Here is a 20,802-nt window from a genome sequence, read left to right as displayed (position 1 = left end):
ACCCGTCCGATGATCCGACAGGTCACCGCCCGGCGAATAGCCCTGTACCGGCCTTTTACCACCGGGCGTTGCGCCTGGCGTGCGCCCGCCCGTACGGCCGCATGCCACGCATCCGTTCGCCTTCGCTACTCCCCCGGTACGAGTACTGCCGTGTCGCCCTCGTTTACGGGAGGGTGTTACTCCGTTGCGGTGCTGTCGTCCAGCGGGAGCGCCGCCTCGCGCGCCGCGTCGGGGCCCTGTTCCAGGAGGACCGCGAAGCCCGCGTCATCGAGGACGGCCAGCTTCAACTGCACGGCCTTGTCGTACTTGGAGCCCGGGTTCTCACCGACCACGACGAAGGAGGTCTTCTTCGAGACGGACCCCGTCACCTTGGCGCCGCGGCTCTGCAGGGCCTCCTTCGCACCGTCCCGGGTGTGGCTCTGCAAAGTGCCGGTGACGACGACGGTCAGGCCCTCCAGCGGGCGCGGACCCTCCTCTTCGCCGGAACCCTCCTCCTCCATGCGCACCCCGGCCGCCCGCCACTTGCGCAGGATTTCCTGGTGCCAGTCGACGGCGAACCACTCCTTGACCGCCGCCGCGATGATCGGCCCGACGCCTTCGGTGGTGGCGAGCTCCTCCTCGGTGGCCTGCTCGATCCGTTCGACGGAGCGGAACTCGCGGGCCAGGGTCTCCGCCGCGACGGGGCCCACGTGACGGATCGACAGGCCGTTGATGAAGCGGGCCAGCGGGCGGTCCTTGGCGGCCGCGATGTTCTCCAGCATGGCCAGGGCGTTCTTCTTCGGCTCGCCCTTCTGGTTGGCGAAGACCGTGACGATCTTCTCCTCGCCGGTCTTCGGGTCGTGCTTGGGCAGCCCGCTGTCGCCGTCGAGGACGTACGCCTTGATGGGCAGCAACTGCTCGATGGTGAGGCTGAACAGGTCGCCCTCGTCGAGCATCGGCGGCTGCGCCGGCTCCAGCGGGTTGGTGAGCGCGGCCGCGGCCACCGCGCCGAAGTTCTCGATGTCCAGGCACTGGCGGCCGGCCAGGTAGAACAGCCGCTCGCGCAACTGGGCGGGACAGGTCTGCGCGTTGGGGCAACGGAGGTCGATGTCGCCCTCCTTCATCGGCCGCAGCGCCGTGCCGCACTCGGGGCACTCGGCCGGCATGACGAACTCCCGCTCGGTGCCGTCGCGCAGGTCGACCACCGGGCCGAGGATCTCGGGGATGACGTCGCCGGCCTTGCGCAGGACGACGGTGTCCCCGATGAGCACGCCCTTGGCCTTGACGACCTCCTGGTTGTGCAAGGTCGCGAACTCGACCTCCGAGCCGGCCACCGTCACCGGCTCCACCTGCGCGTACGGGGTCACGCGACCGGTGCGGCCGACGCCGACCTTGATGTCGATCAGCTTGCTGTTGACCTCTTCCGGGGCGTACTTCCAGGCGATCGCCCAGCGCGGGGCGCGGGCCGTGGACCCCAGGCGGCCCTGGAGCGGGATCTCGTCGAGCTTGACGACGACGCCGTCGATCTCGTGCTCCACGGAGTGCCGGTTCTCGCCGAAGTAGGCGATGAACTCGCGGACCTCCGCGAGCGAGGACACCGCCTTGTTGTGTCGGGCCGTGGGCAGGCCCCATTCGCTGAGCAGCTCGTACGCGTGGCTGAGCTTGTCGATGTCGAAGCCCTGGCGGGCGCCGATGCCGTGCACCACCATGTGCAGCGGGCGGGTGGCGGTGACCTTCGGGTCCTTCTGGCGCAGCGAACCGGCCGCCGCGTTGCGCGGGTTGGCGAAGGGCTTGTCGCCGGCCTCGACGAGCCGGGCGTTGAGCTCCTCGAACTTCTCCATCGGGAAGAAGACCTCGCCGCGGATCTCGACCAGATCCGGGATCCGGTCGCCCTTGAGGCGGTCGGGGATGTCCGCGATGGTGCGGACGTTGGGCGTGATGTCCTCGCCGGTGCGGCCGTCGCCGCGGGTGGCGGCCCGGGTGAGGCGGCCCTTCTCGTAGGTGAGGTTGACGGCGAGGCCGTCCACCTTGAGCTCGCACAGGTAGTGGAAATCGGGGGTGTTGACGTCGCGGACCACCCGGTCGGCCCAGGCCGCCAACTCCTCGTCGTCGAAGGCGTTGTCGAGGGAGAGCATGCGCTCGCGGTGCTCGACGGACGCGAAGTCCGTCTCGTACGCCCCGGCCACCTTCTGGGTGGGCGAATCGGGCGTGCGCAGCTCCGGGTACTGCTCCTCCAGCGCCTCCAGCGAGCGCAGCAGCTGGTCGAACTCGGCATCGCTGACGACCGGCTGGTCGCTCACGTAGTACCGGAAGCGGTGCTCCTCGACCTGCTCGGCCAGCAGCGCGTGCTGTTCGCGCACCGCCGCCGGTGCGGCCGTGCCGTCGCCGGCCTGCTTCTGTTCGGCTGCCATGCCCTTGTCCTCCCGTGGCCCGACTGTTTCGTCACTCAGGGTTGTCGGCGAGCGACCTCGCCGCCCTGACGCAGTGCGCCTGCGCCGCGCGGGCGTAGGCGGGCGAGGCGCCCGCCAGACCGCACGCCGGGGTGACCACGACGGACTCGGCGAGAGTCCCCGGAGCCAGCCCCAGCCTGCGCCAAAGCTTCCTGACACCCATGACGCTACCGGCCGGGTCTGACAATGGGGCGTCGGTGCCCGGTACCACTCCGGCGAAGAGTTTCGTGCCGCTTTCCACGGCCTCGCCGATGGCGTCGTCCTCGCGCTCGGTGAGCAAGGAGAAATCGAACGACACCCCCGTGGCGCCCGCCCGCCGGAGCAGCCCGAAGGGCACCTCGGGGGCGCAGGAGTGGACGACGACCTCCCCGTCGTGGACGGCGAACAGCTCGCGCAGGGCGGCCTCGACGACCTGCCGGTCGACGGCCCGGTACGTGCGGTACTTGCTCGCGGACCGCACGCGCCCCAGCAGCACCGCGGTCAGCGACGGCTCGTCGAGCTGGAGCACGATCTCGGCGCCGGGGATGCGCTTGCGGACGTCGGCCAGGTGCTCGCGCAAGCCCTCCGCGAGCGATCCGGCCAGGTCGCGGCAGGCACCGGCGTCCTGCAGCACGGCCTCGCCGCCGTGCAGTTCCAGGGCGGTGGCCAGCGTCCACGGTCCGACGGCCTGGACCTTGAGCTTCCCCTGGTACCCCTGGGTGAACTCCTCCAGGGCGTCGAGGTCCTCGCCGAGCCAGGACCGGGCGCGCCGCGTGTCGCGGCCGGGGCGATCGCTGATCCGCCAGCCGCTGGGCTCGACGTGGGCGTACATGTCGACGAGCAGCCCGAGGGAGCGGCCGATCATGTCCGCGCCGGGTCCGCGGGCGGGCAGCTCGGGGAGGTACGGGAACTGCTCGAAGGACCCCGTGGCGGTCTTGGCGGCCTCGCGGGCGTCGCCGCCGGGGAGGGAGCCGACACCGGTGGCCGAGGCGGTCATCGGCCCGGCCTCACGGTGAGGTCGTTGACCTCGGCGTCGCGCGGCAGGTCGACGGCCATCACGATCGTGGTGGCCACGGATTCGGGGTCGATCCAGTCGGCCGGGTCGTACTCCTTGCCCTCCTGGGAGTGGACCTTGGCCTGCATGGCGGTCGCGGTGCGCCCCGGATAGACGGAAGTGACCCGGATGCCGTTCTGCTTCTCCTCGGCGCGCAGCGAGTCGGCCAGGGCCTTGAGACCGTGCTTGGAGGCGGCGTACGCGCTCCAGTCGGCGTGGGCGGCGAGGCCCGCGCCGGAGTTCACGAAGACGACGGTGGCCTTCGAGGCGCGCAGGGTGGGCAACAGCAGACGGGTGACCTCGGCGGGGGCGATCAGGTTCACGTTGAGCTGCTGGTGCCAGGTCTTGGGGCGCAGCTCGCCGACGGGGCCGAGGTCGACGATCCCGGCGATGTGCAGGAGCGAGTCGATCCGCTCGGGGACGGCCTGCTTGGAGAAGGCCCAGGACAGCCGGTCGGGGTCGGCGAGGTCCCCGACGAGCGCGCGGGAGCCGGGGTAACGCTCGACGAGCTGCTTGCCGCGGGCGGCGTCGCGGGCGAGGAGGACGAGGTCGTCGCCGCGCGCGTGGAGGCGCGCGGCGACGGCGGCGCCGATGCCTGCGCCGGCACCGGTGATCAGGTGAGTAGCCATGCGCCCCATGCTCGCAGGTCGCGGGCACCGGACGGGGCACTGCCCGGACGCCGCCGGAGACCCCGGACCGCCGGCGCGGGCGGGGTCGCCCGCCTGGCCCGGACCTCCCCGGCGGGCCGGGTCGCGGACCGCGCGGATCCGCCCGTGCGGGCCGGGGCCTCCCCTCCTGCCGCCGGCGGCACGGCCCGCCGTTGCGTGACGGCGGTGGGCTCAGTCCGCCGTCGCGGCACGATGGGCCCGCTCGATCGCCGCCCGTGCCCGCGCGGCCCGCTGCTCGGTGACGGCGGGGGCGAAGCCACCGCCGATGAACCTCCCCGGGAGCGCGGCCGCGAGCCGCGCCCGGTGGTCCGCACGCGGCTCGGCCCAGCGTTGCAGCGCCTCGTCCCGTACGGCGTCCAGGGCGGCCGTCCGGTCTGCGGCCGGCGGGGCGAAGCGGGCCGGGGCCGCACGGGCGTGCTCGCTCCAGCGGTCCGCCCAGAACTCCACTGTCCAACCGGGCCAGCGCGCGGACATGCCGCCCGCCTGCGCCACGGCCCCGGTCAGCCACCAGCCGACCCGCCGGGCCGCGGGGTCGAGGTGGATGCCGGCCTCGGCGGGCCCGGCGTACCCGTCCAGCCGGGGGGCTCCGGAGAGTCGGTCGAGCACTGCCGGGCCTTCCGCGACGGGGTGGTCGCCGATGTGCGCGAGGACATGGCAGCGGTCGGCGCCGATCGTCACCACGCAGACCCCCGGGTCGGGGTCGGCGAGCTCCTCGTCGCCGGACTCCAGCGGCGGACCGGGGTACACCGCGTCCCGGCCGCCGGTCGGGCCCAGGCCGAGGTGGGACCGCAGGCCGCTCTGCCCGTCGTACGCCCAGCGGACGTCCCAGCCGGGCCAGCCGAGCCGGAGCAGCCGACACCAGGCGGCGCGGCTGCGCATCGACACCGACCAGCCCTCCTGGGCGAAGACCAGGAGCAGACGGCCGGCGGGGTCGACCAGGGCGCCCGCCTCGCACGCGTCGTCGTCGTACCAGCCGCAGGTCTCCATCCGGTGGCCGCGCAGGAAGGGCAGGACCACCTCCGGGCCGGCGAGCAGGTCGAGGTCCAGGTCCACGGCGCCGTAGGAGGATCCCCGGAGCTCGTACTCCCCGGCGGACCCGATGACGAAGGTGGCCCGGTTGCCCATCAGAGACCGGCGTCGCCGCGCAGGGCGGCCGCGGTCTTCGTGGCGTCGTAGCCGGCCGGCACGCCGTCCACCAGGATGACCTCGCCGGGGATGTGGCGGGTGCGCAGCGGGACGAGGGCCTGGTAGGCCGGGGAGGAGTACCAGGCGCGGGCGCGCTCGATGTCCGGGAAACCGAGGACCACGACGGTTCCCGGGAAGGGCCCTTCCATGACTTCGACCTGCGCTCCGTGGACGAGGAAGCGGCCCTCGAAGGGGTCCATCGTCGACTGGATCTCCTCGATGTAGCGGAGGACGTCCTCGTTCATGGTCTCGGGCCGTATGTGGGCGATGGCGTACGCGGTCACGGTCATGGCCTCCGCAGCGTCAAGTGTCGTACGGGATCGATTGGTTGACTCGATCTTGTCAAGCCGAGGCGGCGGAGGCCATTACTTTCGGGGTCATGCGTGCGCCGGCGCCGGGACGCCGGGCCGGAAGGTCCTGCGGTAGGCGATCGGCGAGATGCCGAGGGCGGTCCGCATGTGCTGGCGCAGCGAGTTGGCGGAGCCGAAGCCGGACCGGTGCGCGACCAGATCGACCGGCAGGTCACTGGACTCCAGCAACTGGCGCGCCAATTCGAGGCGTTGAACGGTGAGCCACTGCACCGGGGTCATGCCGACCTCGTCGCGGAACCGCCGGGTGAAGGTGCGCAGGCTCATCCTGGCGTGCGCGGCCAGCTCGCCCAGCGTGACCGGTTCGGCGAGCCGCTCCAAGGCCCAGGCCCGGGTGGCGGTGGTGGTGGCGACGGTCGGCTCGGGGACGGGCCGGTCGATGTACTGGGCCTGCCCGCCGTCGCGCCAGGGCGGTACGACGCACAGCCGCGCGGCGCGGTTGGCGGCGGCGGTGCCGTGGTCGGCGCGGATCAGGTAGAGGCAGAGGTCGATGCCGGCGGCCACTCCGGCCGAGGTGAGGATGTCGCCGTCGTCGACGAAGAGCACGTCCTCGTCGAGGTTGACGCGCGGGAAGGCCCGCTGGAACTCCGGGGCGTGCACCCAGTGCGTGGTGGCGCGCCGGCCGTCGAGCAGCCCGGCGGCGGCGAGCACCTCGGAGCCGGTGCAGATCGACACGATGCGGGTGCCGGGGCGGATGTGGGCGAGGGCGTCGACGAGGGCCTGCGGCAGGGGCTCGCCGCGCAGCAGGCCGGGCATGGCGTGGGTGGGCGGGACGATCACGGTGTCGGCCGCGGCGAGGGCCTCGGAGCCTGCGGTGACACCGATGGAGAAGCCCGCGTCGCTGGTCACGGGCTGCCCGTCGGCCGTGCAGACGGTGACCTCGTACAGGGCGCCGCCGTCCTCGGTGCGGGCGTTGCCGAAGACCCGTGAGGGCATGCCGAGCTCGAAGGGGGCGACGCCCTCAAGGGCGAGTACGGCGATTCGATGCAAAGCGGGCATGGCCAGATTCTGTCACATGGTGGCCGTACGGCCAATACCAGACGGAGCTGCGGGCCGCCAAGCTGGTGTCACCACCGGGGAAACCGGTACGGAACATCACCAAGCATTACCAAGGAGACAGTCATGCGCGCGGTCGTCGTCAGCCAGTGGGGTGGGCCCGAGGTTCTCACCGAGGTCGAGACGGAGCGGCCCGAGCCGGGCCTGAACGAGATCCTCGTCCGGGTCCGCGCGGCGGGGGTGAACCCGGTGGACTGGAAGACCCGGGCCAGCGGCGGTCTGATCGGCTGGGGCGAGGTCCCGATGGTCGGCTGGGACGTGTCGGGCACCGTCGAAGCGGTCGGTCCGGGCGTGACCCTGTACCGCGCGGGCGACGAGGTGTACGGCATGCCGAACTTCCCGCGCCAGGCCGGCGGCTACGCCGAGTACGTGGTCGCCCCGGCGCGCCACTTCGCCCGCAAGCCGGCGTCCCTGGACCACGTGCAGGCGGCGGCCCTGCCGCTGGCGGCGCTGACCGCCTGGCAGGCGCTGGTGGACACGGCCGGGGTCGCGGCCGGGCAGCGGGTGCTGGTGCACGCGGCGGCCGGCGGTGTCGGCCACCTGGCCCTGCAGATCGCCAAGGCTCGTGGGGCGTACGTCATCGGCACGGCGAGCGCGGCCAAGCACGAGCTGCTGCGCGAGCTGGGCGCCGACGAGGTGATCGACTACCGCACCACCGACTTCGAGGACGCCGTCTCCGACGTGGACGTCGTGATCGACGCGGTGGGCGGGGACTACGGACAGCGCTCGCTGAAGGTGCTCAAGCCGGGCGGCCACCTGGTGACCCTGCCGGGCCCGGACGGCCTCCCGACCGACCCGCACGGCGTGCACGCCTCCTGGGTCCTGGTGGAACCGGACCTCAAGGGCCTGGAGGAGATCGCCGCGCTGGCCGACCGGGGCCTGCTGAGGCCGCTGGTCGACACGGTGCTGCCGCTGGAGCAGGCCGCGAAGGCCCACGAGATCGGCGAGCAGGGCCGGACCACCGGCAAGATCGTCCTCACGGTGGCCTGAGGGCCGGGCCGGACCTGTCGGGCGCGTCGGACGCGCCCGTCGGGCCGGGCCGAGGCGGCGGCGTCACATGGGCCTGGCGAACATCTGCACGGCGCGGTCGCCCGAGACTCCGACGCCCGTCTCGGTGAAGTTGCAGTTCAGCACGGCCTTCTTGTGGGGTGCACTGTTCAGCCAGCCGTCGACGTGCGCCTTGGAGTCGGGGAAGCCCGAGGAGACGTTCCCGCCCCAGGAGCTCCAGTTGTAGCCGACCCGGTCGAGCCGGGTCCCCTCGTTGGAGCCGTCGGACCCGGTGTGTCCGTTGAGGTTGTTCTCGGCCATGTCCTCGGCGTGGGTCTGCGCGGCCTGGGTGAGCTTCGGGTTCACGGTCAGCGCGGGGCATCCGGCCTTGGCCCGCTCCGCGTTGACCAGCGAAACGATCTCACCGGCGTTCGAGTCCCGCACGGTGTCGGGCACGGCCGCGGCGGCCGCGCCGGAGGCGGCCCCGGTGAACAGCAGCGGGGCCGCGCAGGCGGCCACGGCCAGACGACGGACGCGATGGGTTCTGGTGCTCATGTGGTGTCCCCTTGGCGGTACGGCCCGGAGGTTCCTGCCCCCTCCCACCCCCGGAATCTGAACTTCCGAGTCTGGCCGCACAGCCCGCCGCCCGCACCCGGGACGGCGGGCACCCTTGCCCGGTCCGGGTCAGACCGCGGCGGCCGCGGCCCTGGTGGTGGTCGCGATGGTGGCGGAGCCGACCACGCGGGTGCCGTCGTAGAGCACGATCGCCTGGCCGGGGGCGACGCCGCGGACCGGCTCGGTGAAGGAGACCCGCAGCTCGCCCTCGACGACCTCGGCGAAGACCTCGGTCTCGCCGCCGTGGGCGCGCAGCTGGGCGGTGTAGGTGCCCGGGGCGGCGGCCACGGCTCCGCACCAGCGGGGGCGGATCGCGGTGAGGGCGGTGACGTCCAGGGCCTCGACGGGTCCGACGGTGACGGTGTTGTTCACCGGCGAGATGTCGAGGACGTAGCGCGGCTTGCCGTCGGGCGCGGGGTGGCCGATGCGCAGGCCCTTGCGCTGGCCGATGGTGAAGCCGAAGGCGCCGTCGTGGGTGCCGACCTTCTCACCGGTGGCCCCGTCGACGATGTCGCCCTCGGCCTTGCCCAGGCGGCTCGCGAGGAAGCCCTGGGTGTCGCCGTCGGCGATGAAGCAGATGTCGTGACTGTCGGGCTTCTTCGCGACGGCCAGACCGCGCTCCTCGGCCTCGGCGCGGATCTCTTCCTTGGTGGTGAGGGTGTCACCGAGCGGGAAGAGGGCGTGGGCGAGCTGCTTCTCGTCGAGGACGCCGAGGACGTACGACTGGTCCTTGGCCATGTCGGAGGCGCGGTGCAGCTCGCGGGTGCCGTCCTCGTTCAGGACGACGGTGGCGTAGTGGCCGGTGCAGACGGCGTCGAAGCCGAGGGCGAGGGCCTTGTCCAGCAGGGCCGCGAACTTGATCTTCTCGTTGCAGCGCAGGCAGGGGTTCGGGGTGCGCCCGGCCTCGTACTCGGAGATGAAGTCCTCGACGACGTCCTCGCGGAAGCGCTCGGCCAGGTCCCAGACGTAGAACGGGATGCCGATGACGTCGGCGGCGCGGCGGGCGTCGCGGGAGTCCTCGATGGTGCAGCAGCCGCGGGCGCCGGTCCGGAAGGACTGTGGGTTCGCGGAGAGCGCGAGGTGGACGCCGGTCACGTCGTGCCCGGCTTCGACCGCGCGGGCGGCGGCAACGGCGGAGTCCACGCCGCCGGACATGGCGGCCAGGACGCGAAGGGGGCGGGCGGTGCGCGGCAGGTTCTCAGTCATAGCACCGTCCAGGGTACGGGGGAACCGGCCGGGGTCACAGCGCGTTATCGGGTACGGGGGGTGGATCACATGGGGAGCAAGGTCGGCAGGGCCGAGGGGGCGCCGAAAGCCGCGCCGCGCAGGACGCGCCGGATGGTGCTGTTCGGGGGGCTCGCGGTCTTCACCGCGGCGGCGATCGCCGGACAGGACGAACTGCGGCGCGCCTGGTGGCTGCTGCCGGGAGTGGGCAAGCCGCGGAAGGAAGGTGAGGTCGACCACGCTGGCGTGGGCTGGACGGCGGCCTCGCCGGCGAACTGGCGACTGGCGGACCGGCCCGACGACTACCGGGTGGACCGGATCGTCGTCCATGTCACACAGGGCAGCTTCGCGTCGTCGGTGGATGCGTTCAAGAACCCGTGGCACCAGGCGTCGGCGCACTACATAGTCGGCCAGGACGGCCGTATCGAGCAGATGGTGCGCGAGCTGGACGTCGCCTTCCACTCGGGCAACCGCTCGATGAACGAGCGCAGTGTGGGCATCGAGCACGAGGGCTTCGTGGACCGGCCGCAGGACTTCACGGACGCGCTGTACGCGGCCTCGGCCCGGCTGGCCGCGGACGTCTGCCGCAGGTACGGCATACCCGTGGACCGTACGCACATACTGGGCCACTCCGAGGTCCCGGGCGCCGACCACACCGACCCGGGCCCGCACTGGGACTGGAACCGCTACCTGGGCCTGGTCCGCTCGGAACTCGCAGCGGCCCCCCACTGACCAGCGGGGGCCGCCCGGGCTCCGGGCCCTAGCTGAGGCCTGCCGTGCGGGCGCGTTCGACCGCCGGGCCGATCGCGGCGGCGACGGCCGCGACGTCCTCCTTGGTGGAGGTGTGACCGAGGGAGAAGCGCAGGGTGCCCCGGGCCAGTTGCGGGTCGGTGCCGGTGGCCAGCAGGACGTGGCTGGGCTGGGCCACGCCCGCGGTGCAGGCCGAGCCGGTGGAGCATTCGATGCCCTGGGCATCCAGCAGGAGCAGCAGCGAGTCGCCCTCGCAGCCGGGGAAGCTGAAGTGCGCGTTGGCCGGCAGCCGGTCGTCGGGGTCGCCGCCGAGGACGGCGTCGGGTACTTCCCGCAGGACGGCGGCGACCAGTTCGTCACGCAGCCCGCCGATCTCGGTGGCGAACCGCTCGCGCCGTTCGGCGGCGATCACGGCGGCCACCGCGAAGGCGGCGATGGCGGGCACGTCGAGGGTCCCGGAGCGGACGTGCCGCTCCTGGCCGCCGCCGTGCAGGACGGGGACGGGGCTCTGGTCGCGGCCGAGCAGCAGCGCGCCGATGCCGTAGGGGCCACCGATCTTGTGGGCGCTGACGGTCATCGCGGCGAGGCCGCTGTCACCGAAGCGGACGTCGAGCTGCCCGAAGGCCTGGACGGCGTCGGAGTGCAGGGGGATCGCGAACTCGCGGGCCACTGCCGCGAGTTCATGGACCGGCATGACGGTGCCGATCTCGTTGTTGGCCCACATGACGGTGGCCAGGGCCACGTCGTCGGGGTTGCGTGCAATGGCTTCGCGCAGGTCCTCGGGGTGCACGCGGCCGTGGCGGTCGACGGGCAGGTACTCGACGCGGGCTCCCTCGTGCTCGCCGAGCCAGTGAACGGCGTCGAGGACGGCGTGGTGCTCGACGGGGCTGGCGAGCACCCGGGTCCGGGCGGGGTCCTGGTCGCGGCGGGCCCAGTACAGGCCCTTGACGGCGAGGTTGTCGGCCTCCGTGCCGCCCGCGGTGAAGACCACCTCGCTCGGGCGGGCGCCGAGTGCCTCGGCGAGGGCCTCGCGGGCCTCCTCGACGGTACGGCGGGCGCGACGGCCGGCGGCGTGGAGGGAGGACGCGTTACCCGTGGCGGCGAACTGCGCGGTCATCGCCGCAGCGGCCTCCGGGAGCATCGGAGTGGTGGCGGCGTGGTCGAGGTAGGCCATGATCCCCTGATTCTACGAGCCCGCTCCCCGCGCCCGGACCCCGCGTACCCCCGCCCCTCCCGGCGGTAGTGCGCGCGGGCCCCGGGCGGGCCGGCGCCTGGGCCGCGTCCGCGGGCCCGACCTAGCGGGGGGCTCGCGCCAGCTGGCGGGACTGGGCCACCAGGTGGTTCGAGGAGTCCCAGACCTCGGCGTCCTCCTCCAGGAAGCCGCCGGCCAGGTTCCGGGTGGTGATGGAGATCCGCAGCGGACCGGGGGCCGGGCGCCGGCGGATGTGGGTGGTGAGCTCGATGGTCGGGCTCCAGCCCATCAGACCCAGGTCGAAGCAGGTCGGCGGTAGCGCGTCCACCGCGAGCAGCATCGACAGCGGGTCCGCGTCACGGCCGTCGGCCAGCTCGAACCAGGCCCGCATTTCACCCTTCCCGGACGGCGCACCGAGCGCCCAGCCCGCCGTAGCCGGGTCGAGCCTCAGCCGGAGCCGGTCCACGATGGCGTTGCTGCCGGGGATCGGGGCCGGACCGGCCTCCGGGCCGAGGCAGTCCCCGTAGGACGGGATCACCGGCGGGACCGCCGTGGTGCGGACGTCGTCCGGGAGGGAGGCGAGGTCGCCGTACGAGGCGACGACCCGGATCCGCTCGATCTCGGCGCCGCTCTCGTCGTACTGGAAGAGGGAGGCCTGGCCGGTGGAGAGGGTGCGCCCCACCCGGACGACCTCGGTGCGGATCACCGCGGGGCCGGGTACCGACGAGGTCAGGTAGTGCGCGGAGACGGTGAAGGGGTCCGGGTGCGGCAGGGCCGCCGACAGCGCCCGGCCGACCAGGGCCAGCAGATAGCCGCCGTTGACGGCGCTGATGATCGTCCACCCCGCGGAGAGCTCCGCTTCGTACACGCCGGGTTCGCCCGCGCGCTCGGTGACGGTGGTGTCGCGGTCGAACTCGCTGTCGCCGATGGATGCCTGGGCCGCTGCGTATGCCATGAATTCGACACTACAACGCGAAGCTACTAAGCGGTAGCTTTTGTTTGTGACACGCTGATTACGGCTCTTCGGCCACCGAGGAGCGGCGGTTCCAGGCCAGCGGGGCCCGCCAGTGGTAGGTCATGGCGAGGAGCCGGAGCACGAACGTGGTGACGATCGCGAGGGCGGTGGTCATCGCGTTGAGCACGCCGAAACCGATGAACACGGCCACCATCGAGGCGCCGACCATGGCGGGGACGGCGTACATCTCGCGGTCGCGCAGCAGCGACGGCACCTCGTTGGCGAGCACGTCGCGCAGCACGCCCCCGCCGACGGCGGTGGCCAGGCCCAGCGCGGCGGACGCGGTGAGTCCGAGGCCGAACTCGTACGCCTTGGTCGTGCCCGTCACACAGAACAGCGCGAGGCCGGCGGCATCGCAGACGTTGATGGCGCGGTTGATCCGCTGCACCTCGGGGTGCAGGAAGAAGACGAGGCCGGCCGCGATCAGCGGCGTGACGAAGAAGCTGAGCTCGCCGAAGGCGGCGGGCGGGACGGCACCGATGACGAGGTCGCGGAAGAGGCCGCCGCCGAGGGCGGTGACCAGGGCGAGGACGCAGATGCCGAAGACGTCGAAGTTCTTGCGTACGGCGAGCAGGGCGCCGGCGGTGGCGAAGACGAAGATGCCGGCGAGGTCCAGGGCATGCTGGATCCCGGGCGGGAAGAGATCGTGGAGCACTGCCCCATTGTGCCGCCCGGCCGGCCGGCAGTTCGACCGGCCGCCCCGGCACCCCCGGGCCGGCCGCGCCGGGGGTGCCGCAAACGCCGGGGCCCGGCTCCGTGGGGGCGGAGCCGGGACGCCGGGGCGACGGGGGCGGGGTCAGTCCGCGATCGTGGCCACTGCCTCTGCGGCACCCGGGAGGGCGGTGTCGCCGGGGGCTTGGTCGGGGGCGTTCTCCGGGTGGTGGCAGGCCACCTGGTGACCCGTGGCCAGGGCCAGCATCGGCGGCTCCTGCGTCGTGCAGATCTGCGTGGCCTTCCAGCAGCGGGTGTGGAAGCGGCAGCCGGAGGGCGGCGAGATCGGCGACGGGACGTCGCCCTTGAGCAGGATGCGGCCACTCTTGGTGCCGCGCCGGCGCGGGTCCGGCACCGGTACGGCCGACAGCAGCGCCTTGGTGTACGGGTGCATCGGGTTCTCGTACAGCGACTTGCGGTCGGTCAGCTCCACGATCTTGCCGAGGTACATCACCGCGATGCGGTCCGACACGTGCCGGATGACCGACAGGTCGTGCGCGATGATCACGTAGGTGAGGCCGAGCTCCTCCTGGAGGTCGTCCAGCAGGTTGACCACCTGGGCCTGGATCGACACGTCCAGCGCCGAGACCGGCTCGTCGGCGACGACCAGCTTCGGCTTGAGGGCCAGCGCGCGGGCGATGCCGATGCGCTGGCGCTGGCCGCCCGAGAACTCGTGCGGGTAGCGGTTGTAGTGCTCCGGGTTGAGGCCCACCAGCGACAGCAGCCGCTGGACCTCCGCCTTCAGTCCGCCCTCGGGCTGGACGCCCTGGAGCTTGAAGGGGGCGCCGACGATCGTGCCGACCGTGTGCCGGGGGTTGAGCGAGCCGTACGGGTCCTGGAAGATCATCTGCACGTCGCGGCGCAGCGGACGCATCCCGGAGACCCCGAGGTGCGTGATGTCGCGCCCCTCGAACTCGACGGTGCCGCCGGTGGGCTCCAGCAGGCGGGTGATCAGCCGGCCCATCGTCGACTTGCCGCAGCCGGACTCGCCGACCACGCCGAGCGTCTCACCGCGCCGGACGTCGAAGTCGATGCCGTCGACGGCCTTGACGGCCCCGACCTGCCGGCGCAGCAGCCCCTTGCTGATGGGGAAGTGCTTGACCAGGCCGGTCACCTTCAGCAGCGGCTGCTCCTCGGCCGCAGCCGCGGAGCCCTTGGCCGCGGGGTCCTTCTTCATGTCGGTCACAGCTTCGGCGCAATCTCTTCGGTCCAGATCCGGGTCCGCTCCTCATGCGACATGTGGCAGGCGGACCAGTGCCGGCTGCCGTCCTCGGTCAGCTCGGGCCGCTGGGTGCGGGTGATGCCGCCCTTGGGGACGTCGGCGTACGGGCAGCGCGGGTTGAAGGCGCAGCCGCTCGGGATGTTGATGAGGCTGGGCGGCGAGCCCTTGACCGGGATCAGGCGCTCGGTCTGCTCGCGGTCGATGCGCGGCATGGAGCCGAGCAGGCCCCAGGTGTAGGGGTGGCGCGGCTCGTAGAAGACCTTCTCCGCGGTGCCGCGCTCGACGCACCGGCCGCCGTACATCACGAGGATCTCGTCGGCCATCTCGGCGACCACGCCGAGGTCGTGCGTGATCATGATGACCGCGGAGCCGAACTCCTTCTGCAGGTCGCGGATCAGGTCGAGGATCTGCGCCTGGACGGTGACGTCGAGGGCGGTGGTCGGCTCGTCCGCGATGAGCAGTTCGGGGTTGTTGACGAGCGCCATCGCGATCATCGCGCGCTGGCGCATGCCGCCGGAGAACTCGTGCGGGTACGCGTCCACGCGCCGGTGGGGCTCGGGGATGCCGACCCGGTCGAGCATCTCGACCGCGCGGGTGCGGGCGGTCTTCTTGTCGACGTTCTGGTGGGTGCGGTACGCCTCGATGATCTGCTTGCCGACCGAGTAGTACGGGTGCATCGCGGACAGCGGGTCCTGGAAGACCATGGCCATCTTGCGCCCGCGCAGCCTGCGCACGTGGTCGGCGTCGGCCCGTACGAGGTCCTCGCCGTCGAGCACGACCTGGCCCGAGATGTGCGGGCGGCTGCGGGCGTTGCCGGTGCGGTGCAGGCCCATGATGGCCAGCGAGGTCACCGACTTGCCGGAGCCGGACTCGCCGACGATGCCGAGGGTCTTGCCGCGCTCCAGGTCGAAGGAGAGCCCGTCGACGGACTTGACGAGGCCGTCGTCGGTCGGGAAGTGCACCTTGAGGTCGCGTACGGAGAGGAAGGCCGCGCTCGTCGACGGGCCGGTCTCCGGCGGGCCGGCCTGCTCGGGTACGAACGCGGGGCCGCCGGCGACGTGGCCGACGACCGGTTCGCGGTCGGCGGACTCGCCGGAGCCTGCGCCGTTGGTGGGGTTCTCGGTCACGTCAGCCTCACGCGCGGGTCGATGACGGCGTACAGCAGGTCCACGATCAGGTTGGCCATCACCACGAAGAGTGCGGCGAGCAGGGTGACGCCCATGATCACGGGCAGGTCGCCCTGGCCGATGGCGGCGACGGCCGCCGTCCCCAGACCCTGGAAGTTGAAGGTCGTCTCGGTGAGCACCGCGCCGCCGAGGAGTCCGCCGAGGTCCAGGCCGAACATCGTGACGATCGGGGTGAGGGTGGAGCGCAGGGCGTGCTTGCGGATGACCACGCCCTCCTTGAGTCCCTTGGCGCGGGCGGTGCGGATGTAGTCCTCGCCGAGCACTTCCAGCATCGTGGCGCGGGTGATGCGGGCGTAGGTGGCGGCGAAGAGGAAGGCCAGGGTCACCCAGGGCAGGATCAGGGAGTTGAGCCAGGCCACCGGATCCTCGGTGAGCGGTTTGTAGTTGGACACGTCCAGCCAGCCGAGGCTGTAGACGAAGATCGCGGGGGCCACCATGCCGGTGAAGAAGATCGGCAGCGAGACACCGGCGAGCGCGCCGACCATGACGGTGCGGTCGATGGCGGTCCTGCGTTTGAGCGCCGAGACCACGCCCGTGGCCACACCGGCGATCACCCAGATGACCGCTGCGCCGAGGGCCAGCGAGAGGGTGACCGGCATGCGGTCGACCATGGTCTCCCAGACGGGTGCCTCGGTCTTGAAGGAGTAGCCGAAGCAGGGGGCGGCGCAGTGGGTGACATCGGTGCCGCCGTCGTAGTCGCGGCCGACGAAGATGCCCTTGACGAAGGTCAGGTACTGCTCGGAGATGGGCTTGTCGAAGCCCATCTTCACGCGGATGCCCGCCAGGGCGGTCTCGTTGGTCTCGCGGCCGGCGTACATGAGGGCCGGATCGCTGCCTGTGATCTTGGGGACCGCGAAGAAGATGCCGAAGGTGACCACGGAGACCACCAGCAGCGTGGCGACGACGTTGAACAGCCGCCGTATGAGGTAGACGAGCACTGCAGTCGGCCGCCCGGGGCGGGCGGCTGCCGTCCCTCGTGGGACGACAGCCGCCGCCTGCGGCCTTCACCTGCCCTTCGGACTAGCGCATGTGCGGTGAAGGCACTTGCCTGTTGTTACGTGACGACTCGACGACTCGGCTACTTGGCGGCGATGCCGACCGTGGCCAGGTCGATCTTGCCCATGGAGTCGTTGAAGTAGACGTTCGTCAGACGCGGGTTGTGGTAGACGAAGGCCTTGTCGAAGTTGATGGGAAGGTAGAGCGCCTTCTCCATGACCTTCTTGTTGATGTCCGTGTAGAACGGAGCAGCAGCTTCCGGAGTCGCGGCGGCCGCAGCCGTCTTGAAGAGCTCGTTGATCTCCGGGTCGTTGATCTCGGTGTAGTTGTTGTTGCCGTTCGGCTGGATGAACTTGCCGTCGACGAGCGGCTGCAGGAAGCCCGAACCGGAGTTGTAGTCGGCGCCCCAGCCCATCACGATGATGCCGTAGCCCTTCTTCTTCACGTTCTCGGGCGAACCGATCACGGAGGAGGAGAGCTTGCCGTCGTACTGGTCGATGGTGACCTTGATGCCGACCTTGGCGAGCGACGCCTGGAGGGACTCGGCGGTCTTCACCTCGGGGGCGCGGTTGTTGCGGACCGCGATGGTGGTCTCGAACCCGTCCGGCTTGCCACAGGCCTTGAGGGCCTCCTTGGCCTTGGCCTCCTGCGGCTCGCCCTTGGTCAGGTTCCACGGGTCGTAGCTCTTGTCGGAGCCGGGGATGCCGGGCGGCAGCATGTTCGCGCCGAGGTCACCGCTGGTCGGGCCACCGCGGGCGGTCTGGAGCGACTTCGGGTCGGCGGCGTAGATGACGGCCTTGCGGCACTCGACGTTGTCGAACGGCGCGACCGTGGTCGGGAAGGCGAAGTAGCGGATGTAGCCCGTGAACGGGTTGTCCGCGTTCTTCTTGAGGTTCTCGTCCTTGAGGACCTTGTTCTTGCCGGCCTGCTGCATGCCCGTGCCGTCGATGGCGAGGTCGATGTCGCCGGACAGCAGACGCGCGTCCATGTCGTCCGGGTTGGTGGTCACGGTGAAGGAGACCTTGTCCGGCAGACCCTTGCGGATCGTGTCGGTCTTCGGGTCCCAGTTCTCGTTGCGGACGAAGGTCGCGCCCTTGCTCGCGGTGAAGCTCTCGACCTTGTACGGGCCGGTGGAGACCGGCTTGTTGGTGTACGTGGCGCCGGTGTCCTTGGCCGCCGGGACCGGCGAGGAGGACGGCATGGCCAGCAGGTAGCTGAAGTCGGAGTTGGCGCTCGCCAGGTTGAAGACGATCGTCTTCTCGTCCGGCGTCTCGACGGACTTCAGGCCCATCTTGTTGGCGTCGGTGTCCTTGTACGGGCCGGGGTACTTCTGGCCCTGGTCGAGGAGGTCGATCAGGTAGGTGGGACCGCCGGACAGCACGTCCTGCGCGAAGACGCGCTCGATGCCGTACTTGAAGTCCTTCGAGGTGATCGGCGTGCCGTCCTCGAACTTCACGCCGTCCTTGATCTTGAGGGTGTACGTCTTGCCCTCGTTGCTCAGGACCGGCAGACCCTCGGCGAGGTCCGGGACGAGCTTGCTGCCGTCCTTGCCCGGCTTGCTGTCGTACGCGAGCAGCTGGCGCACGTAGAGGCGCTGGATGTCCCACACGAAGCCGTAGTAGGCACGCGCCGGGTCGAGGTAGTCGACGTCCTGGGGCGACCAGAGCTTGAGCTCGCCGCCCTTGGCGTCCGAGGGGTTCACCATGCCGGTGGTGGCCGCGTTGAACGCGGCGCCGCCGGCTCCCTTGCCCTCGTCCTTCTTGCCGTCACTGCCACCGCACGCGGCGGTCAGGGACAGGGCGGCGATCACGGCGGTGATCGCGAATGCCTGCTTTCTGCGGATCACGTTGGTCCAACCTCCATTGGTGGGTGAATCGATGAAGCGGTTCAGCTGCCCTTGGGGTCGAGTGCGTCACGCAGCCCGTCCCCGAAGAGGTTGAACGCCAGGACGGTGATGAAGATCGTGATACCGGGGACCACCATGTACGCGGGGTCGTCCTGGTAGATGGGGATGGCGTCGGACAGCATCTTTCCCCAGGAGGCGGTGGGCGGTTTGACGCCGGCGCCGAGGAAGCTGAGGGCCGCCTCCGTCAGGATGTTGGTCGGGATGAGCAGCGTCGAGTAGACGAGGATCGGCGCGAACAGGTTGGGCAGCAGCTCCTTGATCAGGATGTAGCCGCGGCCGGCCCCGAGGCTGCGCGCGGCCTCGACGTACTCGCGCTCCCGCAGGGAGATCGTCTGGCCTCGCACGATGCGGCCGATGTACGGCCAGCCGAAGAAGCCGATGACGACGATCAGTACGCCCATGCGTACGCCCGAACCCGAGAACCCCCAGAGGGAGTTGGGGACGACCGACACCAGGGCGATGGTGAACAGCAGCTGCGGGAACGCGAGCAGCAGGTCCATCAGGCGGCTGATCAGGCCGTCGACCCAGCCGCCGATGAAACCGGCGAGTGCGCCGAGCAGGCTGCCTATGGTGACCGACACGAAGGCCGACAGGAAGGCGACGACCAGGGAGATCCGGGCGCCGTAGACGATCCGGCTGAACACGTCTCGCCCGTTGGTGGGTTCGACGCCCAGCAGGTAGTCGGAGCTCATGCCGCCGAAGGAGCCGAGCGGCGTGCCCAGATCCGGGTCGATCAAGTCCTCGTGGAAATCGTTGGGCGGGTGGCCCAGCAGGCTCACGATCTGCGGTGCGAAGACCGCCACCAGGATCAGGAGGATCACGACCACTCCGCCGGTCAGCGCGACCTTGTCGCGCTTGAGCCGCATCCAGGCGATGCGGCCGGGCGAGCGGCCTTCGATGGCCTTGGCAGGGACGTCGGCTACGGACACGGGTGCGGGTGCTTCCGCGCTCGTGTCATGCAGTGGTGCCGTCATCGTGGTGGGGACCCCTCTCGGCCGACGGGTTGCCGGCCCATGCCCGCCGCTGTGGCGGCGTTGGTGCGGAGTGGCGCTCGGAGTGCGTGGTGACACGCGGGACGCGTGTTGAGGTGCAGGAACTGCGGGAAGTGCGGTGCAAAGCCACAAGCGAAACGCAATGAACGAACCGGGTCTTGGAGGACTGACCGGCTCTTGGGTGGGGAGTCTTCATCGGCGCTGCGATCAGCCGCCAGACCCGCAGATGAATGGATGCGCAACCGTGATGTGAGGGCTGGGTTCCCGTTATCCGGACTTCGCTCTCGCCTGAGCGGAGCAACACCGTCCGTTCGGTACACAATCGGACATGGCGCCCAACTCGCGGTAGGACCATGCCTTTTGGACCCACAACAGTGGTGAAATCCGGACAAGCCGAAGGCCGCAGGGAACGATGGTTCCCTGCGGCCTTCGGCTCGTTTCGATACGCCCGTCTCAGTGGCCGGGCATCCCTCGGACGGCCGCCCGGGGGGCGCCGCGCCCGGGCCGGGCGACCCCGGGTCAGTACGCGGCCTGGCCCTCTCGGTCGTAGAAGGGGCGGGTCTGGGCGCGCAGCCACATCGCGACCGGGTCGTGCTCGTCCGCCAGCGCCACCGTGCACACCGGCACGCCCTCGGGGACCGCGCCGACCGACTGGCGCATCATCTCCCGTACGGATTCCAGCGCGGGCGCGGAGGCGTCGTACAGGTCGAGCCCGACCGCGAGGTACGGCGAGCCCAGCGAGGGCTGCACCCAGGCGCGGCGCAGCGAGCGGACGGCGGGGGTGCGGTGCGCGTGCTGGGTCAGCAGCCCGTAGAACTGCGGGAGCTCCAGGGCGGGCTCGGACAGCCGCAGCGGCCCGGCCGGCATCCGGTCGAGGCCGGTGGCGATCCGGCGCAGGTCGGCCCAGGGAATGCCGAGGCCGCCGCCCTGGGCGTGCGGATTGAGCCACAGGCCCCAGCGGTCCGGGTACAGCGCGCGGGCGATGTCCCGGCCGGTGACCACCTCGTAGCCCCGGTTCCAGCCGCTGGCGGCCAGCTCCTGGGGCGAGGTCACGCAGGGCGCGTACCCGAGGCCCTCGACCTCCATGCCGCCGTACTGGGCGTCCGGGGAGCCCGGCTGGCCCTGCCAGAGCAACATCCACAGGCGGCCCTCGGCGAGGGCGTGCAGAAGCGACTCGTAGCTCTCGTAGCGCCCGGGCGTCACCTGGCGCATCATGTGCTCGACCTGCCCGGCCGCGGCCGTGCCTGACGCACTCACCCGGTACCC

At 71.3% G+C, this 20,802-nt stretch carries 19 protein-coding genes; 2 read left to right on the top strand and 17 right to left on the bottom strand.

Annotation, left to right across the window (positions count from 1 at the left end; genetic code table 11):
- Positions 1–176 precede the first annotated feature (176 nt).
- The 6 genes from ligA to OG974_RS28920 form a co-directional block, all read right to left on the bottom strand.
- Entirely contained in the window at positions 177–2,390 is a 2,214-nt protein-coding gene (ligA, locus tag OG974_RS28945) for an NAD-dependent DNA ligase LigA (RefSeq protein ID WP_328763777.1), read from the bottom strand.
- Between the two features lie 31 nt (positions 2,391–2,421).
- The gene (locus tag OG974_RS28940; RefSeq protein ID WP_327278697.1) at positions 2,422–3,405 is read right to left on the bottom strand and encodes a methionine synthase; all 984 of its coding nucleotides are present in this window, start codon (positions 3,403–3,405) and stop codon (positions 2,422–2,424) included.
- The gene (locus tag OG974_RS28935; protein ID WP_327278696.1) at positions 3,402–4,091 is read right to left on the bottom strand and encodes an SDR family oxidoreductase; all 690 of its coding nucleotides are present in this window, start codon (positions 4,089–4,091) and stop codon (positions 3,402–3,404) included. The genes OG974_RS28940 and OG974_RS28935 overlap by 4 nt, the downstream gene beginning before the upstream one ends.
- A 210-nt stretch (positions 4,092–4,301) precedes the next feature.
- Positions 4,302–5,255 carry a hypothetical protein gene (locus OG974_RS28930; RefSeq protein WP_327278695.1) on the bottom strand — a complete coding sequence of 318 codons (954 nt, stop codon included), beginning with the start codon at positions 5,253–5,255 and terminating at the stop codon, positions 4,302–4,304.
- Complete coding sequence (locus OG974_RS28925) at positions 5,255–5,599, bottom strand: DUF1330 domain-containing protein (RefSeq protein WP_327285794.1); 345 nt, start codon at positions 5,597–5,599, stop codon at positions 5,255–5,257. The genes OG974_RS28930 and OG974_RS28925 overlap by 1 nt, the downstream gene beginning before the upstream one ends.
- 93 nt (positions 5,600–5,692) lie before the next feature.
- Positions 5,693–6,682: a helix-turn-helix domain-containing protein gene (locus tag OG974_RS28920; RefSeq protein WP_327278694.1), complete on the bottom strand. Its 990-nt coding sequence runs from the start codon at positions 6,680–6,682 to the stop codon at positions 5,693–5,695.
- A gap of 123 nt (positions 6,683–6,805) precedes the next feature.
- On the opposite strand from OG974_RS28920, the gene OG974_RS28915 reads away from it, so the two are divergent.
- A complete protein-coding gene (locus OG974_RS28915; RefSeq protein WP_327278693.1) occupies positions 6,806–7,729 on the top strand; it encodes an NADP-dependent oxidoreductase in 924 nt (307 codons plus the stop codon).
- A 63-nt stretch (positions 7,730–7,792) separates the two neighbouring features.
- Here the strand turns inward: OG974_RS28915 and OG974_RS28910 are convergent, their stop codons facing one another.
- Both OG974_RS28910 and mnmA read right to left on the bottom strand, forming a co-directional pair.
- Positions 7,793–8,281, bottom strand: a complete 489-nt coding sequence (locus OG974_RS28910; protein ID WP_327278692.1) for a CAP domain-containing protein — start codon at positions 8,279–8,281, stop codon at positions 7,793–7,795.
- Between the two features lie 129 nt (positions 8,282–8,410).
- Positions 8,411–9,547, bottom strand: a complete 1,137-nt coding sequence (gene mnmA / locus OG974_RS28905; protein ID WP_327278691.1) for a tRNA 2-thiouridine(34) synthase MnmA — start codon at positions 9,545–9,547, stop codon at positions 8,411–8,413.
- Positions 9,548–9,616: 69 nt separating this feature from the next.
- Between mnmA and OG974_RS28900 the strand changes: the two genes are divergently transcribed.
- Positions 9,617–10,297 carry an N-acetylmuramoyl-L-alanine amidase gene (locus OG974_RS28900; RefSeq protein ID WP_329314608.1) on the top strand — a complete coding sequence of 227 codons (681 nt, stop codon included), beginning with the start codon at positions 9,617–9,619 and terminating at the stop codon, positions 10,295–10,297.
- A gap of 28 nt (positions 10,298–10,325) precedes the next feature.
- Here the strand turns inward: OG974_RS28900 and OG974_RS28895 are convergent, their stop codons facing one another.
- The 9 genes from OG974_RS28895 to OG974_RS28855 form a co-directional block, all read right to left on the bottom strand.
- On the bottom strand, positions 10,326–11,489 hold the full coding sequence (locus OG974_RS28895) for a cysteine desulfurase family protein (RefSeq protein ID WP_327278689.1): 1,164 nt from the start codon (positions 11,487–11,489) through the stop codon (positions 10,326–10,328).
- A 121-nt stretch (positions 11,490–11,610) separates the two neighbouring features.
- Entirely contained in the window at positions 11,611–12,462 is an 852-nt protein-coding gene (locus OG974_RS28890; RefSeq protein WP_327278688.1) for a thioesterase family protein, read from the bottom strand.
- Positions 12,463–12,520: 58 nt separating this feature from the next.
- Entirely contained in the window at positions 12,521–13,177 is a 657-nt protein-coding gene (locus tag OG974_RS28885; RefSeq protein ID WP_327278687.1) for a trimeric intracellular cation channel family protein, read from the bottom strand.
- Positions 13,178–13,318: 141 nt separating this feature from the next.
- Complete coding sequence (locus OG974_RS28880) at positions 13,319–14,410, bottom strand: dipeptide ABC transporter ATP-binding protein (RefSeq protein WP_327278686.1); 1,092 nt, start codon at positions 14,408–14,410, stop codon at positions 13,319–13,321.
- Between the two features lie 5 nt (positions 14,411–14,415).
- Entirely contained in the window at positions 14,416–15,417 is a 1,002-nt protein-coding gene (locus OG974_RS28875; RefSeq protein WP_327285793.1) for an ABC transporter ATP-binding protein, read from the bottom strand.
- Positions 15,418–15,578: 161 nt separating this feature from the next.
- Positions 15,579–16,580, bottom strand: coding sequence for an ABC transporter permease (locus OG974_RS28870; protein WP_327278685.1), 1,002 nt, complete (start codon positions 16,578–16,580; stop codon positions 15,579–15,581).
- Between the two features lie 140 nt (positions 16,581–16,720).
- Positions 16,721–18,484, bottom strand: coding sequence for an ABC transporter substrate-binding protein (locus OG974_RS28865; RefSeq protein ID WP_329314606.1), 1,764 nt, complete (start codon positions 18,482–18,484; stop codon positions 16,721–16,723).
- Positions 18,485–18,525: 41 nt separating this feature from the next.
- The gene (locus tag OG974_RS28860) at positions 18,526–19,518 is read right to left on the bottom strand and encodes an ABC transporter permease (RefSeq protein ID WP_371644899.1); all 993 of its coding nucleotides are present in this window, start codon (positions 19,516–19,518) and stop codon (positions 18,526–18,528) included.
- Between the two features lie 537 nt (positions 19,519–20,055).
- Entirely contained in the window at positions 20,056–20,793 is a 738-nt protein-coding gene (locus OG974_RS28855) for an enhanced serine sensitivity protein SseB C-terminal domain-containing protein (protein WP_327278682.1), read from the bottom strand.
- Positions 20,794–20,802 lie beyond the last annotated feature (9 nt).

It is taken from the genome of Streptomyces sp. NBC_00597 (assembly GCF_041431095.1).
Taxonomy (GTDB): domain Bacteria; phylum Actinomycetota; class Actinomycetes; order Streptomycetales; family Streptomycetaceae; genus Streptomyces.
This window is presented reverse-complemented; position numbering and strand designations above follow the sequence as displayed.

Excerpts from the sequence above, each read along its gene's own strand:
- ligA (WP_328763777.1), bottom strand. The coding sequence starts at position 2,390 with ATGGCAGCCGAACAGAAGCAGGCCGGCGACGGCACGGCCGCACCGGCG.
- OG974_RS28940 (WP_327278697.1), bottom strand. The coding sequence starts at position 3,405 with ATGACCGCCTCGGCCACCGGTGTCGGCTCCCTCCCCGGCGGCGACGCC.
- OG974_RS28935 (WP_327278696.1), bottom strand. The coding sequence starts at position 4,091 with ATGGCTACTCACCTGATCACCGGTGCCGGCGCAGGCATCGGCGCCGCC.
- OG974_RS28930 (WP_327278695.1), bottom strand. The coding sequence starts at position 5,255 with ATGGGCAACCGGGCCACCTTCGTCATCGGGTCCGCCGGGGAGTACGAG.
- OG974_RS28920 (WP_327278694.1), bottom strand. The coding sequence starts at position 6,682 with ATGCCCGCTTTGCATCGAATCGCCGTACTCGCCCTTGAGGGCGTCGCC.
- OG974_RS28915 (WP_327278693.1), top strand. The coding sequence starts at position 6,806 with ATGCGCGCGGTCGTCGTCAGCCAGTGGGGTGGGCCCGAGGTTCTCACC.
- OG974_RS28910 (WP_327278692.1), bottom strand. The coding sequence starts at position 8,281 with ATGAGCACCAGAACCCATCGCGTCCGTCGTCTGGCCGTGGCCGCCTGC.
- mnmA (WP_327278691.1), bottom strand. The coding sequence starts at position 9,547 with ATGACTGAGAACCTGCCGCGCACCGCCCGCCCCCTTCGCGTCCTGGCC.
- OG974_RS28900 (WP_329314608.1), top strand. The coding sequence starts at position 9,617 with ATGGGGAGCAAGGTCGGCAGGGCCGAGGGGGCGCCGAAAGCCGCGCCG.
- OG974_RS28895 (WP_327278689.1), bottom strand. The coding sequence starts at position 11,489 with ATGGCCTACCTCGACCACGCCGCCACCACTCCGATGCTCCCGGAGGCC.
- OG974_RS28890 (WP_327278688.1), bottom strand. The coding sequence starts at position 12,462 with ATGGCATACGCAGCGGCCCAGGCATCCATCGGCGACAGCGAGTTCGAC.
- OG974_RS28880 (WP_327278686.1), bottom strand. The coding sequence starts at position 14,410 with ATGAAGAAGGACCCCGCGGCCAAGGGCTCCGCGGCTGCGGCCGAGGAG.
- OG974_RS28860 (WP_371644899.1), bottom strand. The coding sequence starts at position 19,518 with ATGACGGCACCACTGCATGACACGAGCGCGGAAGCACCCGCACCCGTG.